Genomic DNA, 15,209 nt, shown 5'->3' with positions numbered 1-15,209 from the left:
ATGTTCTTCCGCCAGGTCCTCACCGGCCTCCGCCTCCTCCTCGTCCTCACCGTCCTGCTGGGTGTCGGCTACCCGCTCGTGGTCACCGGGGTCGGCCAGCTGGCCTTCCCGCACCAGGCGAACGGGTCGCAGCTGGCCACCGGCCACGGCTCCAGCCTGATCGGCCAGGAGTTCAAGGGCGACGAGTGGTTTGCCTCCCGCCCGTCAGCCAACGACTACGACGCCGAGGCCAGCGGCGGCTCGAACGCCGGCCCGTCCGACCCCGACCTGGTCGCGACGATCGCCGAGCGCCGGGCCGCCGTCGCCCAGCGCGACGGCGTGGACCCCGCGGCGGTGCCGCCGGACGCGATGACCGCCTCGGCGTCCGGGCTCGACCCCTTCATCTCCCCCGCCTACGCGGCGCTGCAGGAGGCCCGGGTGGCGCGGGTCCGAGGCCTCGACCCCACCAAGGTGGCCGCGCTGGTGGCGGAGAGCACCTCCGGCCGCGCGCTGGGTTTCCTCGGTGAGCCGCGGGTGAACGTGGTCCTGCTGAACGCCGCCCTGGCCGCCCAGGCCTGAGCCCCGACACGGACCAACAGGCCGAGCCGGACGACACGAGGAGGCAGACTGTGGCCATGGCAGGAGGTCAGCTCCGGGTCTACCTGGGTGCGGCGCCCGGGGTGGGCAAGACCTTCGCCATGCTCGACGAGGGTCGCCGTCGGCTGGAGCGGGGCACCGACGTGGTGATCGGCTACGTCGAGACACACGGTCGGGCCCGCACCGTCGAGGCCGCCCGCGACCTCGAGGTCGTGAGCCGTCAGCTCGTCTCCTACCGTGGCGTCGAGACCACCGAGATGGACCTCGAGTCGCTGCTCGCCCGGCGGCCCGAGGTCGCTCTGGTCGACGAGCTGGCCCACACCAACGCCTACGACGACGAGTACCGTGCCGCGCACCCCGGGGCGAACGCGAAGCGATGGCAGGACGTCCGCGACCTGCTCGAGGCCGGCATCGACGTCATCACCACGGTCAACGTCCAGCACCTGGAGTCCCTCAACGACGTGGTGGAGTCGATCACCGGGATCCGGCAGACCGAGACCGTGCCCGACGCGTTCGTGCGCGCGGCGACGACCGTCGAGCTGGTGGACATGAGCCCCCAGGCGCTGCAGCGACGGATGGCCCACGGCAACATCTACGCCGCCGACAAGATCGAGCACGCGCTCACCCACTACTTCCGCGAGGGCAACCTCGCGGCGCTGCGCGAGCTGGCCCTGCTCTGGCTGGCCGACCGGGTGGACGAGGGTCTGGACCGCTACCGCAGCGCGCACGGCATCGACGCCACCTGGGCGACGCGGGAGCGGGTCGTGGTCGCGGTCTCGGGGGCCGAGGAGTCGGTGGCCCTGATGCGCCGGGCCGCGCGCATCGCCAGCCGGACCGCCGGCGGGGAGTGGCTGGCGGTCTACGTCACCCGCCGCGACGGGCTGAGCGCGGTCTCGGCGGTGCAGCTGGAGCGGCTCCGGGCCAAGACCCAGGAGCTCGGCGGGACGTTCCACGCCGTCGTGGCCGCCGACGTGGCCGAGGGTCTGCTGGACTTCGCCCGCGGGGTGAACGCGACCCAGGTGCTGCTCGGGGCCAGCCGCCGCAGCCGGCTGGCCACCCTGCTCAGGCCCGGTGTGGGCGAGACGGTGATCAGCGACTCCGGCGACATCGACGTGCACGTGGTGACCCACGCCTACGCACGCCGGGGCGCCGGCAGCGGACGCCGGCGGGCGCGGGTCAGCCGGCGGCGGCTGGTCGTCGGCTACCTGCTGGCCGTGCTGGGGACCACGGCGCTGGCGGTCGGGCTCTACCTCACCCCGGACCTGCACGGGCTGCCCACCGAGTCGATGCTGTTCATGGCGCTGGTCATCGCCACGGCCCTGGTCGGCGGGTTGTGGCCGGCGGTCACCGCGGCACTGTGCGGCGGGCTGGCCCTCAACTACTTCTTCGTCGACCCCACCGGCACCCTGAGCATCGCCGACCCGGAGAACGCGTTCGCGATCGCGGTCTTCCTGCTCACCGGCGTCGCCGTGGCCACCGTCGTCGACCGTGCCGCCCGGCAGACGGTGCAGGCGACCCGGGCCCGGGCCGAGGCCAACGCGCTCGCCGTGCTCTCGCACACCCTGCTGCACACCGGGGACTCCCAGGAGTCGCTGCTCAGCCGGGTCTGCCAGCTCTTCACGATGTCCGGCGGGGCCATCCTGCGCACCACCGGCGACCAGACGAGGGTCGAGACCCGCTTCGGGGATGCGCCGAGCACCGTCGACGAGGCCGACGCCGACATCGTCGTGAGCCCGGAGGTCACCGTCGTGTTCCGCGGCCACCCCCTCGACGCCGCCGACCGCCGGCTGATGTCGGCCTACGCCACCCACTTCCAGATCGTCCGGGAACGCCGGGAGGCGCTGGCGGAGTCCAGGCACGCGGCCGAACTGGCGGAGGGCAACCGGACCCGGACGGCTCTGCTGGCGGCGGTCTCGCACGACCTGCGGACCCCGCTGGCCGCGATCAAGGCCGGCGTCAGCAGCCTGCGTGCGCCGGGCGTCACCTGGTCGCCGGCCGATGAGGCCGAGCTGCTGGCCACCGTCGAGGACGGGGCGGACCGGTTGGAGAACCTGATCGGCAACCTGCTCGACCTGAGCCGGCTGCAGATGGGCACGATCAACCCGCTGCTCGGCGAGGTGGACCTGGCCAGCGCGGTGGAGTGGGCGCTGGACCCGCTGCCCGACAGCGGCCAGGTGCGCGTCCGGCTGGGCGAGGACGCCCTGACCGCGCACGCCGATCCCGGTCTGCTCGACCGGGTGGTGGCCAACCTGGTCGAGAACGCGCTACGGCACACCCCGGCCGGCACCACCGTCGAGGTGACCAGCGAGGCCGACGTCGACCCCTCGACCGCGGACGGCCCGCGCGTGCTGGTCCGCGTGGTCGACCACGGGCCGGGGATCCCGGCGGAGTCGAAGGCGGCGCTGTTCGCCCCGTTCCAACGGCTCGGCGACGTCCCCAACGGCGACGGCCTGGGGCTCGGTCTGGCCGTGGCCCGGGGTCTGGCCGAGGCGATGGACGGCCGGCTCAGCGCCGAGGACACCCCCGGCGGGGGCCTCACCATGGTGATCGACCTGCCCGCCGCGACGCAGCCGGCCCCGTCCCCTGAAGCCGTCGAAGGCCCCGAACCTATCGAAGACCCCGAACCGCGCCGTGCGCCTGTCGAAGACCCCGGACCGCGCCCTGAGCCGGTCGAAGGCCCCGAAGGGGTTGCGCCGGTCTCCCGTCCGCTCGGGGCGGTGGCACCGTGACCATCATCCTGGCCGTCGACGACGACCCGGCCCTGCTGCGGACGCTGACCATCAACCTCCGGGCGCGCGGCTACGAGGTGGAGACCGCCGGGGACGGCCGGTCGGCCTTGCAGGTGGTGGCCGAGCGGATGCCCGACCTCGTGCTGCTCGACCTCGGCCTGCCCGACATCGACGGCGTCAGCGTGCTGACCCGGCTGCGGACGTTCGCGGCGGTGCCGGTGCTGGTGCTCTCGGCGCGGCACGCCGCCGACGACAAGGTGGAGGCGCTCGACCTGGGGGCGGACGACTACGTGACCAAGCCGTTCGGGATGGAGGAGCTGCTGGCCCGGGTCCGGGCCGCGCTCCGGCACAGCCCGCTCGGCGCCAGCACGCCACCGCGGGTGGTGGAGACGCCGTCCCTCCGGCTGGACCTGAACGACCAGACCGCCCTCCGCAACGGTGAGCCGGTGCACCTGACGCCCACCGAGTGGCGGCTGGTCGAGGTCCTCACCCGCCAGCCCGGTCAGCTGGTCCGCCAGACCGACCTGCTGCGGGAGGTCTGGGGCCCCAGCTACCACCGCGAGACCAACTACCTACGCGTCTACCTGGCGAACCTGCGCCGCAAGCTCGAGGCCGAGCCCGGCCGTCCGCGGCACTTCATCACCGAGCCCGGCGTCGGCTACCGCTTCGTCCCCTGAAACGCCGACCCCGTCATGCCCCCCGTCGGCGAGGCAGGCGGCGGGCGACCACGGCGTACAGCGGGTCGCCCCGGTAGCGCCCCCCGGGCGTCCGCAGGCTGACCTCGGCCTCGGTGAAGCCGCCGGCCCGACGCAGGTAGTCGACGACGATGGCGCACCGGCCGGGCTCGTCGGCGGCCAGCCAGCCGTGCACCGCCTTGGTCGGGAAGCAGCGGTTGGAGAAGGTGAGGACCACCGGTGCGCCCGGGCGCAGCACCCGCGCGGTCTCGGCGAGCACCTCGACCGGTCGGACCAGGTAGTCGACCGAGACGCAGCAGAGCACGGCGTCGAAGGTGGCGTCCTCGAACGGCAGCGCGGGGTCGAGGTTCAGGTCCTGGACCACCCGCTCGGTGGCCATCGGGTTGGCGGCGAGCTCGGCGGCGTTCATGCCCAGCACCACCAGCTCGGGCGGCGGCGAGGAGAGGTGGGAGACCCACGAGGACATCAGGTCCAGCACCCGCGGCCCGCGGTCCACGCCGAGCTCGGCGTAGAGCGCGCCCACCGCCGCGATGGCGCGGTCGTCGATGTGGGTCACCAGCCGGGTCGGGGTGTAGAACCGGTCGTCGGAACTCGGGTCGTCGCGGTCGAAGAACCACGCGGGGTACGGGTCGGTCACCTCAGCCCAGTGTCCCGCGCAGCAGGCTGTTGTGGCTGTGGTCGGAGTTGCCGTCGAAGGGCTCGATCGAGATGTCCACGACGATGTAGCCGTCCAGAGCGCCCTTCGCGGTCGGCACCGGGTAGGTCGCCCGCCCGTCCGGGGGCACGACCCCCAGCGAGATCATCTTGCGGCCGTCGGTGTTCAGCAGCCACAGCTCCTCGAACGCGTTCGGCGTGGCCGGGGAGGTGACGTCGATGGAGAGCTGCAGAGCGCCGTCACGACTGGTCAGGCGGGCCGTGCCGCGGCCGGTCTTGTCGGGCAGCGGGGCCAGGGCGGCCTGGGCCACCACATCGTCGCCCGAGCGGTACCAGACCGTGCCGCCCACCGCGACGGCGAGCACGGCTGCGGCGCCGATCAGCCGCGGCACGTAGGACCGAGCCCGCGCCGGTACCGGCACCGGCCGGTCCGCCAGGAGGGGCTGTTCCGGCTGCCGGCCCGGCCCCGACATCGGAGTCGGGGCGGGCGCTGGGTCGGTCGCCAGCTCGGCCTGGATGGCGGCGAGCAGTCCCGGACGCGGAGCACGCAACGGTTCCGGCTCGCCGGCGCGACCGGTGGCGACGAGGGTGCGCAGCTCGCGGAGCCGCGACGAGCAGTGCCCGCAGAACCGCAGATGGAGCCGTTGGGAGCGGCTGAGACGGTCCGGCTCGTCCAGCGCGAGGCCGGCGAGCACCTCGTCGTGGGGGTGTCTCATGGGGTCGTCAACCGCTGGCGAAGGAGCAGCAGGGCGCGGCGGGCATGGCTCTTCACGGTGCCGATCGGTAGCCCGAGACGTTCGGAGATCTCCGCGTGAGTGTAGCCGTCGTAGAAGGCGAGACGCAGGATCGAGCGCCGGGGGTCGGGCAGCCGGGCGATCTCCTCGGCCAGCAACAGCCGGTCGGTGACCGTCTCGGGCGCCTCCCGCAGGCTCCCCTCCGCGACATCGTCGAGGGCGGCCCGGACGAGTCGCACCTCGCGGGCCCGGGTGCGCTGACGGTCGACGACCCGGTGCCGGGTGGTGCCGAGCAGCCAGGCCGGCAGGCTGCCCAGCTCGGGGGAGAAGGTGCGCCGCCCGCGCCAGGCGGACACGAACACCTGCTGGGTGACCTCCTCGGCCTCGCTCCCGTTGCCGAGCAGCCGCCAGGCCAGGGTGTTGACCAGTGGAGCCCAGCGGCGGAAGCACTCCTCCAGGCTGCCCTCGGTGCCCGCGACGAAGGCGAGCCCGAGGTCGGCGTCGCTCATCTCGGCCCAGTCGAAGGAGTCGACGGCCCGACGCGGCGGGGGTTCGACCCTCACGAGCTGACCTTCCCACCGCGTCGTCGGGTACGAGGCCGCGGCCGCAGCCCACCTCGTCGTGGTCGCGGCCGCGGTGTCATCGGACTCCATCGACCGCGCCACCGCTCTCCGCGTCTCGCACCCTACTGCCAGCAGGCAGAGCCGTCTCCCCCCTCAGCGCGCCGGAGTCCTCAGAGGTCGACCGGACGCAGCACGCGGTCGATGCCGTGGGCGATCTGGAGGTTGCCGGCGTTGAGGTCCGGGGCCACCACGAACGCGTTCCGGGCGTCGGGGTCGGCGTCGACCAGCGAGACGAAGCGGCAGCGGTAGACCTTGACCGTCAGCGACGAGCCGGTCAGGGCCGTGGTCAGCACGGTCCCGTTCGCGGCCCGGGCCGCCCGGTAGCCGATAGTGGCGCCCGGGACGACGTGGTAGAGCAGCACGCTCTCGATGGTGTCGACGCCGAGCTTGGTGGCCAGCACGCTGAAGACCTGGGCCTCGCTGCGGTAGCGGTGCCCGGTCAGGTCGTAGGCGAGGCGGCGGAAAGCCCGGTCGTCGGGCAGGAAGGCGGTCAGGGCCGTGTTGCCGTCGGCGAGGACGGCGACCGGGCTGGACGGCTTCGCGGTCAGCACGGCGGTGACCGCGTTGTCGAGGATGTCGAAGTCGCGCGGGTTGCGGTCGAAGCCCGAGCCGTCAGCGGCCAGCAGGGTGGCCAGGCTGGCGGTGCCGGTCGGGGGCGCGGGCTCGGAGCGGCGGTGCGCGCTGGCCGGGGCCACGGTGGCGAGCGTGGTCGCGGCGGCGAGAACGAGCACGGTGCCCAGCCTCGCGAGTCGTCCAAAGGTCATGACGGGCCTTCCTGCTGCGGGTGGCGCCCCCGAGAGGGGCAGGTACCCCCTCTGCGCTCGCCGGACCTGCCCGGATGCATCGACAACCCGGGAGTTCCCGTCGACCGACGAACGCATCCGGAGGGCGTCGGCGACCGCAGAGCAGGCATCACAGTCCCTCAACGACGAAGGAGAAGACATGCGGTCCCGCATTCTCGCCCTCGCGGCCGCCGGCACGCTCGTCCTGGCCGGCAGCACGCTCCTGACCACCCCCGCCCACGCGGCCGCCGACGCCCAGCTGTCGGTGTTCCACGGCGTCCCCGGGCTGACCGTCGACGTGTACGTCAACGGCCAGCGCACCCTCAACGACTTCAAGCCGGGCATGATGGCCGGCCCGCTGAAGCTCGCGGCGGGCACGTACACCGTCGCCGTCACCAAGGGCGACGCCAAGGACGACTCCGATCCGGCGATCGGACCGGTCAAGCTCAAGCTGGCCGCGGGCGGCAACTACACCGCGGTCGCGCACCTGAAGGAGAACGGCGACCCGACGGCCACGCTGTACCGCAACGACGTCTCGAAGACCGCAGCCGGGCAGGGTCGGCTGACCGTACGGCACGTGGCCGCGGCACCCGCCGTCGACGTCCGCGCCGGCGGCACGGCGGTGGTGAGCGACCTCGCCAACCCGGACGAGGAGGTTCTCGACCTGGCCGCCGGCACCGTCAGCGCCTCGGTCACGGCCACGGGGAAGACCAAGGCCCTGATCGGACCGGCCGACGTGGCGGTCGAGGACGGCGTCAACACGATCGTCTACGCCTGGGGCAGCCTGGACCAGGACAACCTGGACCTGGCCGTGCAGACGATCTCGGGCCTGCACTCCGGGCCCGGGGGCGTGAACGCCGGTGAGGTCGGGCTCGCCGCCGACCGCAGTCCGCTGCCGCTGCTCGCCGGGGGCGTCCTGCTGCTCGGCGCCGGGGCCCTGGTCGGACGCCGTCGGCTCACGGCGACCCGGGCGGCCGCTGCCCGGTGAGGTCCTGCAGGAGGGTGGTCGGAGACCACCCGGTGCCGATGCACACCGCGCCTGTCCCGGCTGCCCTCCTGCTTTCACTCCTGCTCACCAGCGTGATGGTGGGCGGGTGTGCGACCGGGCCGGGTGGGGGCGAGGCCTTCCCACCCGGTCCGCCGCCGACCGCGTCGTCGGGGGGTCCGTCAGCGGGTCAGGACGTCCCGACACGGCCCCCGAGCCCCTCCCCGGCGCGTCGTTCCGGCGCCGAGCGCGTGCCCTCGGTGCCGCAGTACCGCGCGACCGTCCCCCCGGTGGCCCCGGAGCGCCCGGCGCCCGCCCGGTTCGCGGCCGCCAGCATCGGGGTCGACCTCCCGGTGGTCCGGACCGGCGTGAGCGACGACGGCCTGATGCAGCTCCCCGAGACGAACCGCGAGGTCGCCTGGTACCGCTACGGCTCCCGCCCGGGCGACCCGGCCGGCACGACCGTGCTGGCCGCGCACGTCGACACCCGGACCGAGGGTCTGGGCCCGTTCGCCCGGCTCCGGCAGCTGCGCCGCGGCGCCGGGCTGGCCGTCACCGACGCGACCGGCCGGACCCGCCGCTACACCGTCACGAGCGTCGCGGACGTGCCGAAGTCGCGGATCCCCCTCGACCAGCTCTTCCGGACCGACGGTCCGCCGGGCCTCACGGTGCTGACCTGCGGCGGACCGTTCAGCCAGCAGACCGGCTACCGCGACAACATCGTGGTGACGGCTCAGCCGACCCGGTAACGCGCGACCAGGTCGTCCATGGTGGCGTTCATCGCGGCGTCGACCTCTTGGCGGGCGGGGTCGGCCCCGTACCAGGCCATGATCTCGGCCGCACCCCGGCTGAACGGGACGCTGGCGACGTAGTCGGGTACGAGCCGCTTCACCTTCGTGTTGTCGAAGATCATCGAGTGCGACTTGTCGCCGAGCATCCCGGCTCCCCAACGGGGGTCGGCCGCGTGGATGGCGTCCGAGGGCACGTGCACCAGGCGCGGCTCCACGCCGGCCGCGGCCGCGACGGTGGTGTAGATCTCGTTCCAGGCGAGCCACTCGTCGGAGGTGATGTGGAAGCTCTCGCCCAGCGCCGCCGGCTGGCCGAGCAGCCCGACGAAGGCGTGGGCGAAGTCGGTGTGGTGTGTCAGCGTCCACAGCGAGGTGCCATCGCCCGGCACCACGACCTCGACCCCCCGACGCATCCGGTCCACCACCGTCCAGCCGCCGTCGAAAGGCAGCAGGGTCTGGTCGTAGGTGTGCGACGGCCGGACGATGGTGACCGGCAGGGCCCGGTCGCGGTACGCCGCCACCAGCAGGTCCTCACAGGCGATCTTGTCCCGGGAGTACTGCCAGAACGGGTTGCGCAGCGGCGTGGACTCGCGCACCGGCAGCCGGCCGGGCGGGGTCTGGTAGGCCGACGCCGAGCTGATGAACACGTACTGGCCGATCCGACCCTCGAGCACCTCCAGCCGTGACGTGACGTCGGCCGGCACGAAGGCCCGGAAGTCGGCCACCACGTCGAACTCGCGGTCCCCGACCGCCTCCCGGAAGCTCGACGCGTCCGACAGGTCCCCGACGAGGCTGTGGCAGCCCTCCGGCAGCGGCCGGGTGGTCGACGTGCCGCGGTTCAGGACGCTCACCTCCATCCCCAGCGCGAGCGCGCGGACCGTGCAGGCGGAGCTGATGATGCCGGTGCCACCGAGGAAGAGGACGGAGAGGGAAGACATGCCCGCGATCCTAGAGAACGCGGCCGACAGCCCGCGACGACCCAGCCTGAACGGGTCTACCGTGGTCGGGAGGCGACGGACCTCCAGCCAGGGTCCCGCCGGTGGTCCTTCGACGACGAGGAGGCCCCGTGACCGGTCACGAGGTGGGCGCGTGGTCCTCGCTGGTCTGCCTGCTGCTCGCCCTGGTGCTGTACCAGTTCGCCTTTGCCCGCCGCGCCCTGGCGACGCTCGGTGAGCGGATCCTGCTCGCGCTCACCGCCGAGCCCGAGGCCGACCCCGATGTCCTCGACCTTTACCACGCCCTGCGTCGGCAGCGGCTGCTCCAGCACGTCGCCCGGCTGCGGCGAATCCTGGCCGACGACAGCCACCAGTCGGCTGTCCGGCAGACGGGCAACCGACTGGCGTACGGTCAGCTGCTCGCGGAGCTGGCCGAGCTGGGCGAGGCCGCCCGCTACCCGCCGACAGCATCCGACGTCGAGCCGGCCTGGACGCCGGAGGTCGCCGTGGCCGGTCGGGGCAGCGGCGCCGGCCAGTACGCGCCCCGCGTGGAGATCCTCGACTTCGGCCGGCCCCGCCGGTCCTGACCGACCCGTCAGAGCGTCCGGAGGACGGTGTCCCCCCGGGAGCCCTGACAGGTCGGTCGGTAGGAGACGTCGGCTACTCGCCGATCTTGTTGTCGGCGAGCTGCTCGCCCTGCTCGATCTGCTCACCGCCCTTGCCGCCGGTCTTGTCCTCCACGGCGTCGCCGGCCTTCTCGATCCCGGCGTCGCTGGCCTTCTCCAGGCCCTCGCCGCCGACCTTGTCCTTCAGCTCGTCCAGTCCCATGAGATCTCCTTCTGGTGGTCGCGGACGACGGTTGCCGCCGTCCGCCGAGACGTTGCCCGTCCGCGGCTGCAGCCAAACACCGCGTCCCCGTGGGACGACCGACAACCCCTCGTTCAGGTACCGCTCAGCAACCATCCCGCACGCTGGTGGGCACCCGCCAGCTCCGATACCACCGCGCCCGGCCGCCTCGCCCGGCTGACCCGGCCGCTCGGCGACGGCGACGGGACCGGGGCCGCAGGACGGGGGTGACTATCGTGGTGCTCGTGGTCTACGTCGCGGTGCAACGCCACGAGATCCAGCCACCCCTCGACGCCCGCACCGGCATCGTCGACGGACGCCCGGCCGACGCGGCCGGCAGCGTCGGCCTCTTCCGCGAACCCGCGGCGGGCTGAGGGCGTTGGACCACACGCTGGCGGTGGCGCTCGCCGCCCTGGGCGCCGTGCTCTTCGGCCTGGCGGCCCTCCGTCAGCAGGTGGCCGTGCTGGCCACCGTCACCGGACCTCGGACGGGACTGGGCCGGCTCCGCGCGTTCTGGCGCCTGGCCCGCCAGCCGGCCTGGCTGCTCGGGGCCGCCCAGGGGCTGGCCGGTGGTCTCGCGCACGTCGCGGCCCTCGCCCTGGCGCCGATCACCCTGGTCCAGCCGGTCGGGGTGCTGGCCGTCCCGGTCACCGTGGTCGCCAGCGCCTGGGCCGCGCACCGTCGCCCCACGCCCGGCCAGGTGCTGGGCTCGGTCCTCAGCGTCGGCGGCATCGCCGCACTGACCGTCCTGTTGCTGCTGCCCGCCACCCAGCCGGTCGTGCTGCCCCGGCCCCTCGTGCTGGGCGCGGTGGTCCTGGCCGCCACCGTCCTCACCGCGACGGCCGCGCTGACCGGCGGCCTGGGTGGCCCGCTGCTGCGCTGCGCGACCCTGGCCGCCGGGTCGGCCGTGCTCTTCGGGCTCGTCTCGGTGCTGGTCCGGCTGGCCGGCCAGCTGATCAGCAGCGGTGCGGTCACCGGGCAGCTGCCGCTGCTCACGGTCTGCGGCCTCGCCATCGTGGTCGCCCTGCCGGTCGGGCTGTGGGCGATGCAGACGGCCTACCTCACCGGCTCGGCCCACGTCGTCCTGTGCTGTCTGACCCTGGTGGACCCCGTCACCGCGGTCGCCGCCGGCCGGCTGCTGCTGCACGACGGCGTCGCGCTGAGCGGTCCGCTGCTGCTCGCGGCCGCCGGCTGCGCCGTCGTGGCCAGCTCCGGCGTCGTGCTGCTCGCCCGGGCGTACCCGGCCGACGCGTCGGCGGCACCCCGTCCGGGCTCCTGACCGGCCCTTGACCGGCTAGTGGATGTCGGGGTCCAGCCGGTAGCCGAGGCCACGGACGGTCCGCAGGGTGTTCAGGTTGAACGGTGCGTCCAGCTTGCGGCGGAGGTAGCCGACGTAGACCTCGACGATGTTGTCCCCACCCTCGTAGGCGGAGTCCCAGACGTTGTCGAGGATCTGGGCCTTGCTGACCACGTCGCCGGCGTGCCGCATCAGGTAGAGCAGCAGGCCGTACTCGCGGGCGGTCAGGGCCACGGGCACCCCACCGCGAGCCACCACCCGCCGGGCCGGGTCCAGGACCAGCGTGCCCACGGTGACCAGCACCGGACGCTCGGGTGCGCCGCGGCGGACCAGCGCCCGCAGCCGGGCCATCAGGATCAAGAAGCTGAACGGCTTGGTCAGGTAGTCGTCGGCCCCGAGGTCGAAGGCGTCGGTCTGGTCGTACTCGCCGTCCTTCGCGGTCAGCATCAGCACCGGCGTCCAGATCTTGCGACTGCGGATCTGCTTGAGCACGTCGTAGCCGTTGAGGCCGGGCAGCATGATGTCCAGCACGATCGCGTCGTAGCTGTTCTCGGTGGCGGCCCACAGGCCGGTGATCCCGTCGGACACGACGTCGACGACGAAGCCCTCAGCGGCGAGACCGTCCTTGACCACGCCGGCCAGCCGGACCTCGTCCTCGACCAGGAGCACCCGCATGAAACCATCGTGCCCGGCCGCTCCTGAGTCCCACCTGAGGACCCGTCGGGACTCAGGTTCGGCACAGCCACCATCAGCGAGCGTGGTCGGCATGGAGACCAGCACCGCATGAAGATCCTGCTCGGCGCCGACCAGTACCCGGAGTACACCAACGGTGCCGCCACCTTCACCACCCGGCTGGCCGCGGGCCTCACCGCGAACGGGCACACCGTCGACCTGCTGTGGCCGGCCGGCGACGGCCGGCACCGGACGTGCCTCGAGAACGGTGTTCGGGTGCACCGGCTGAGCTCGGCGAGCCTGCCGGGACGGCCGAGGATGCAGGTCTGCCCGCCCTGGTCGGTCGGGCGGCAGGTGCGCCAGATCCTGGAGATCGCCCGCCCCGACGTGGTGCACGTCCAGTCCCACCTCGGGCTGGGTCGCGCGCTGCTGCGGGCGGCGGGCGAGACCGGCGTGCCGGTGATGGCGACCAACCACTTCATGCCCGAGAACCTGCTGCCGCATGTCCCGGTGGTCCGGCGCTTTCCCCGGACGGCCACGCGGCTGGCCTGGCGCGACCTCGAGCGGGTCTTCGTCGGCGCCGACCTGCTGAGCGCGCCGACCCCCCGCGCGGTCGACCTGCTGGCCGCCGCGACCCGGCTACCGGCCGCCCAGCCGATCTCCTGCGGCATCGACCTCGACCGCTACGGCGTCGACGGCTGGGACCCCGCGGACTCGGGCACCGTCTTGTTCGTCGGCCGGCTGGAGCACGAGAAGCACGTGGACGAGCTGCTGGCGGCCTTCGCCCTGCTGCCGCTCGACCTCGCCTCCCGCCTCGAGATCATCGGCATGGGCAGCCTGCGCGGCGAGCTCGAAGCCCGGGCCGACGCCCTGGGACTGCGGGACCGGGTCACCTTCAGCGGCCGGGTGGACGAGGCCGAGCTGGTCCGGGCCTACGGCCGCGCTGCCGTCTTCGTGATGCCGGGCACCGCCGAGCTGCAGAGCCTGGCGACCCTGGAGGCAATGGCGTCCGGCCGCCCGGTGGTCGCCGCCGACGCGATGGCCTTGCCGCACCTGGTCCACCAGGACGAGAACGGCTACCGCTACACCCCGGGTGACGTCGCGGGCCTGGCCCGGCTGCTGGCCCGGGTGCTCGGCAACCCCGGGCTGCGGACGACGCTGGGCCGTCGGAGCCGCCGGATCGCGGAGGAACACCGCCTGGCGGCCACGGTCGGGGCGTTCGAGGACTGCTACTCCCGGTTGATGGGCGTCCGCTCCACCGGAGTCCCCGCTCCCGCCGGAGTCCCTACCGACGTCCCCGCGGCGGGCGACGAGCTGCTCACGACGGCGGCCTGAGCCGGTTCGGCGGGCGGGGCCGGCGGCAGCCGGAGCTCGAAGCGGCACCAGCCGTCAGGAGCGTCGGCGACCACCACGTCGCCGGACTGGGTCCGCAGCGCAGTCCGGGCGATGGCCAGGCCCAGCCCGCTACCGCCCGCGTCGCGGGATCGGCTGTCGTCCAGCCGGACGAACCGCTCGAACACCCGCTCGCGGTCGGCCGGCTCGATCACCGGTCCGTCGTTGTCGACCCGCAGCACGGCCTCACCCGCCTCGACGGCCAGGCTCAGCCGGACGGTGGTCCGCGCGTGCCGCTCGGCGTTGTCCACGAGGTTGCGCAGCGCCTGGGCCAGCCGTGGCTGGTCGGCCCAGACCCGGACGGGCACCACCGACAGCTCGAGCCGACGGGCGCTGGTCGCGCGGAGCCGGCGGGCCTCGTCGTGCACCAGGTCGTCGAGGTCGACGTCGGCCCGGTTCGGCAGCAGGTCCTGCGCGTCGGCGCGGGCGAGGGTCATCAGGTTGTCCACCAGGCCGCGCATCCGGGCCAGCTCGGCGTTGATGGTGCCCAGCAGCCGGTCGCGGGTCACCTCGTCGGCACCCACCGCGAGCTCGGCGGCCGTGGTCAGGGTGGCCAGCGGGCTACGCAGCTCGTGGCTGGCGTCGGAGACGAAGGCCCGCTGCGACCGGTGCGAGACCTGCAGCCCGTCGAGCATCACGTTCATCGTGCTGGCGAGCGCGGCGATCTCGTCCCGCGTCGGCGGCACCGCCACCCGCTCGGTCAGCCGCTGGGCGTCGATGGCCGCGACCTGGGTCCGGATCCGTTCCACCGACCGCAGGGCCCGGCCGACCAGCAGCCAGACCGACCCCGCGACGCCGAGCAGCAGCAGCGGGGTGACGCCGAGCAGGAAGACCGCCACCGTCTGCACGGTCTCGCGCTGGACGCGGATCGGGACGGCCACCAGGACGACCGACGTCCCGCCCCCGGTGCTGACGCCGGTGGCGACCACCCGCCATTCACCGCCCTCGCCCAGGTTGTCGATGTCGACCTCGGCGGTGCTGTCACGGCCGGCTGCGGGGCGCTGGGTCGAGAGCGGCCGCTCCGCCACGAGGGTGCTGGAGTAGGCGACGATCTGGCCGGACGGGTCGAGGACCTGGACGAACTGGGTGTTGCTGGGCCGGGCCGCCAAGGCGGTCGAGGTCCGCGGCAACCCCTCCTCGACCAGCTGGGTCACCACCTCCGCAGCCCGCTGCTGGGCGACCGCGTCGGCCGACTGCTCCAAGTTGTTCCGCAGCGCCCAGAGCAGTCCGGTGCCGCCGATCAGCAGTGCGACCGAGACCCCGCCGACGGCGATCAGCACCGAACGGGCCCGCACCCCCAACCGGGGTCCGAGGCGCGCCGCGAGCCGCTTGCCCCAGCCGACCATCACCCTCCTCGACCACGCGCCGGTAGCCGCGGGTGGGACGACTGTAGGCCCCGCCCGCTGAACCGCGACTGAGGAGCGGGCCGCGTCGGGCGGGTTCGGCAGCGCCTGGCGAAGGCGTTGCGCCCCTCAGCCACCGTCGCGCCCGGCATACAGGG

General features: G+C 73.7%; 17 protein-coding genes. 9 read left to right on the top strand and 8 right to left on the bottom strand.

All coding sequences use genetic code 11. From position 1 onward, the window contains the following. From kdpC to ACFE7W_RS07505, 3 genes are read left to right on the top strand one after another with little or no spacing between them, the layout of a single operon-like run. The gene (gene kdpC / locus ACFE7W_RS07515) at nucleotides 1-558 is read left to right on the top strand and encodes a potassium-transporting ATPase subunit KdpC (protein WP_375424124.1); all 558 of its coding nucleotides are present in this window, start codon (nucleotides 1-3) and stop codon (nucleotides 556-558) included. A 56-nt stretch (nucleotides 559-614) separates the two neighbouring features. Further along, nucleotides 615-3,305 (top strand): DUF4118 domain-containing protein, encoded by a 2,691-nt coding sequence (locus tag ACFE7W_RS07510; protein ID WP_375424123.1) that lies wholly within the window; start codon nucleotides 615-617, stop codon nucleotides 3,303-3,305. Next, entirely contained in the window at nucleotides 3,302-3,982 is a 681-nt protein-coding gene (locus tag ACFE7W_RS07505) for a response regulator (RefSeq protein WP_375424122.1), read from the top strand. The genes ACFE7W_RS07510 and ACFE7W_RS07505 overlap by 4 nt, the downstream gene beginning before the upstream one ends. A 13-nt stretch (nucleotides 3,983-3,995) precedes the next feature. Here the strand turns inward: ACFE7W_RS07505 and ACFE7W_RS07500 are convergent, their stop codons facing one another. The 4 genes from ACFE7W_RS07500 to ACFE7W_RS07485 all read right to left on the bottom strand — a co-directional run bounded on the left by ACFE7W_RS07500 (nucleotide 3,996) and on the right by ACFE7W_RS07485 (nucleotide 6,775). Next, nucleotides 3,996-4,637, bottom strand: coding sequence for a class I SAM-dependent methyltransferase (locus ACFE7W_RS07500; RefSeq protein WP_375424121.1), 642 nt, complete (start codon nucleotides 4,635-4,637; stop codon nucleotides 3,996-3,998). Nucleotide 4,638: 1 nt separating this feature from the next. Further along, nucleotides 4,639-5,370 carry an anti-sigma factor domain-containing protein gene (locus tag ACFE7W_RS07495; RefSeq protein ID WP_375424120.1) on the bottom strand — a complete coding sequence of 244 codons (732 nt, stop codon included), beginning with the start codon at nucleotides 5,368-5,370 and terminating at the stop codon, nucleotides 4,639-4,641. Further along, nucleotides 5,367-5,951: an RNA polymerase sigma factor gene (locus ACFE7W_RS07490; RefSeq protein ID WP_375424119.1), complete on the bottom strand. Its 585-nt coding sequence runs from the start codon at nucleotides 5,949-5,951 to the stop codon at nucleotides 5,367-5,369. The genes ACFE7W_RS07495 and ACFE7W_RS07490 overlap by 4 nt, the downstream gene beginning before the upstream one ends. A 170-nt stretch (nucleotides 5,952-6,121) precedes the next feature. Beyond that, nucleotides 6,122-6,775, bottom strand: coding sequence for a fasciclin domain-containing protein (locus ACFE7W_RS07485; protein ID WP_375424118.1), 654 nt, complete (start codon nucleotides 6,773-6,775; stop codon nucleotides 6,122-6,124). 178 nt (nucleotides 6,776-6,953) lie between these two features. Between ACFE7W_RS07485 and ACFE7W_RS07480 the strand changes: the two genes are divergently transcribed. Together ACFE7W_RS07480 and ACFE7W_RS07475 are read left to right on the top strand one after the other, a co-directional pair. Continuing rightward, entirely contained in the window at nucleotides 6,954-7,781 is an 828-nt protein-coding gene (locus ACFE7W_RS07480) for a DUF4397 domain-containing protein (protein WP_375424117.1), read from the top strand. Nucleotides 7,782-8,068: 287 nt separating this feature from the next. Next, entirely contained in the window at nucleotides 8,069-8,527 is a 459-nt protein-coding gene (locus ACFE7W_RS07475; RefSeq protein WP_375424116.1) for a class F sortase, read from the top strand. Here ACFE7W_RS07475 and ACFE7W_RS07470 read toward each other — a convergent pair. Next, nucleotides 8,512-9,504 (bottom strand): NAD-dependent epimerase/dehydratase family protein, encoded by a 993-nt coding sequence (locus ACFE7W_RS07470; protein WP_375424115.1) that lies wholly within the window; start codon nucleotides 9,502-9,504, stop codon nucleotides 8,512-8,514. The genes ACFE7W_RS07475 and ACFE7W_RS07470 overlap by 16 nt on opposite strands. 128 nt (nucleotides 9,505-9,632) lie before the next feature. On the opposite strand from ACFE7W_RS07470, the gene ACFE7W_RS07465 reads away from it, so the two are divergent. Then, entirely contained in the window at nucleotides 9,633-10,088 is a 456-nt protein-coding gene (locus ACFE7W_RS07465) for a hypothetical protein (protein ID WP_375424114.1), read from the top strand. Nucleotides 10,089-10,161: 73 nt separating this feature from the next. Here ACFE7W_RS07465 and ACFE7W_RS07460 read toward each other — a convergent pair whose 3' ends face one another. Next, nucleotides 10,162-10,329: an Rv0909 family putative TA system antitoxin gene (locus ACFE7W_RS07460; RefSeq protein ID WP_375424113.1), complete on the bottom strand. Its 168-nt coding sequence runs from the start codon at nucleotides 10,327-10,329 to the stop codon at nucleotides 10,162-10,164. Nucleotides 10,330-10,574: 245 nt separating this feature from the next. On the opposite strand from ACFE7W_RS07460, the gene ACFE7W_RS07455 reads away from it, so the two are divergent. Further along, complete coding sequence (locus ACFE7W_RS07455; RefSeq protein WP_375424112.1) at nucleotides 10,575-10,721, top strand: hypothetical protein; 147 nt, start codon at nucleotides 10,575-10,577, stop codon at nucleotides 10,719-10,721. A gap of 5 nt (nucleotides 10,722-10,726) precedes the next feature. Continuing rightward, complete coding sequence (locus tag ACFE7W_RS07450) at nucleotides 10,727-11,626, top strand: DMT family transporter (protein WP_375424111.1); 900 nt, start codon at nucleotides 10,727-10,729, stop codon at nucleotides 11,624-11,626. 15 nt (nucleotides 11,627-11,641) lie between these two features. On the opposite strand, the gene ACFE7W_RS07445 is transcribed toward ACFE7W_RS07450, so the two are convergent. After that, on the bottom strand, nucleotides 11,642-12,319 hold the full coding sequence (locus tag ACFE7W_RS07445; RefSeq protein WP_375424110.1) for a response regulator transcription factor: 678 nt from the start codon (nucleotides 12,317-12,319) through the stop codon (nucleotides 11,642-11,644). A gap of 108 nt (nucleotides 12,320-12,427) precedes the next feature. On the opposite strand from ACFE7W_RS07445, the gene ACFE7W_RS07440 reads away from it, so the two are divergent. After that, entirely contained in the window at nucleotides 12,428-13,651 is a 1,224-nt protein-coding gene (locus tag ACFE7W_RS07440; protein ID WP_375424109.1) for a glycosyltransferase, read from the top strand. Here the strand turns inward: ACFE7W_RS07440 and ACFE7W_RS07435 are convergent. Further along, nucleotides 13,546-15,054 carry a sensor histidine kinase gene (locus tag ACFE7W_RS07435; protein WP_375424108.1) on the bottom strand — a complete coding sequence of 503 codons (1,509 nt, stop codon included), beginning with the start codon at nucleotides 15,052-15,054 and terminating at the stop codon, nucleotides 13,546-13,548. The genes ACFE7W_RS07440 and ACFE7W_RS07435 overlap by 106 nt on opposite strands. Nucleotides 15,055-15,209 lie beyond the last annotated feature (155 nt).

Origin of the sequence: uncultured Friedmanniella sp., assembly GCF_964244285.1 — a bacterium.
Lineage (GTDB): Bacteria > Actinomycetota > Actinomycetes > Propionibacteriales > Propionibacteriaceae > Microlunatus.
This window is presented reverse-complemented; position numbering and strand designations above follow the sequence as displayed.

Excerpts from the sequence above, each read along its gene's own strand:
- kdpC (WP_375424124.1), top strand. The coding sequence starts at position 1 with ATGTTCTTCCGCCAGGTCCTCACCGGCCTCCGCCTCCTCCTCGTCCTC.
- ACFE7W_RS07510 (WP_375424123.1), top strand. The coding sequence starts at position 615 with ATGGCAGGAGGTCAGCTCCGGGTCTACCTGGGTGCGGCGCCCGGGGTG.
- ACFE7W_RS07495 (WP_375424120.1), bottom strand. The coding sequence starts at position 5,370 with ATGAGACACCCCCACGACGAGGTGCTCGCCGGCCTCGCGCTGGACGAG.
- ACFE7W_RS07485 (WP_375424118.1), bottom strand. The coding sequence starts at position 6,775 with ATGACCTTTGGACGACTCGCGAGGCTGGGCACCGTGCTCGTTCTCGCC.
- ACFE7W_RS07480 (WP_375424117.1), top strand. The coding sequence starts at position 6,954 with ATGCGGTCCCGCATTCTCGCCCTCGCGGCCGCCGGCACGCTCGTCCTG.
- ACFE7W_RS07470 (WP_375424115.1), bottom strand. The coding sequence starts at position 9,504 with ATGTCTTCCCTCTCCGTCCTCTTCCTCGGTGGCACCGGCATCATCAGC.
- ACFE7W_RS07460 (WP_375424113.1), bottom strand. The coding sequence starts at position 10,329 with ATGGGACTGGACGAGCTGAAGGACAAGGTCGGCGGCGAGGGCCTGGAG.
- ACFE7W_RS07445 (WP_375424110.1), bottom strand. The coding sequence starts at position 12,319 with ATGCGGGTGCTCCTGGTCGAGGACGAGGTCCGGCTGGCCGGCGTGGTC.
- ACFE7W_RS07440 (WP_375424109.1), top strand. The coding sequence starts at position 12,428 with ATGAAGATCCTGCTCGGCGCCGACCAGTACCCGGAGTACACCAACGGT.
- ACFE7W_RS07435 (WP_375424108.1), bottom strand. The coding sequence starts at position 15,054 with ATGGTCGGCTGGGGCAAGCGGCTCGCGGCGCGCCTCGGACCCCGGTTG.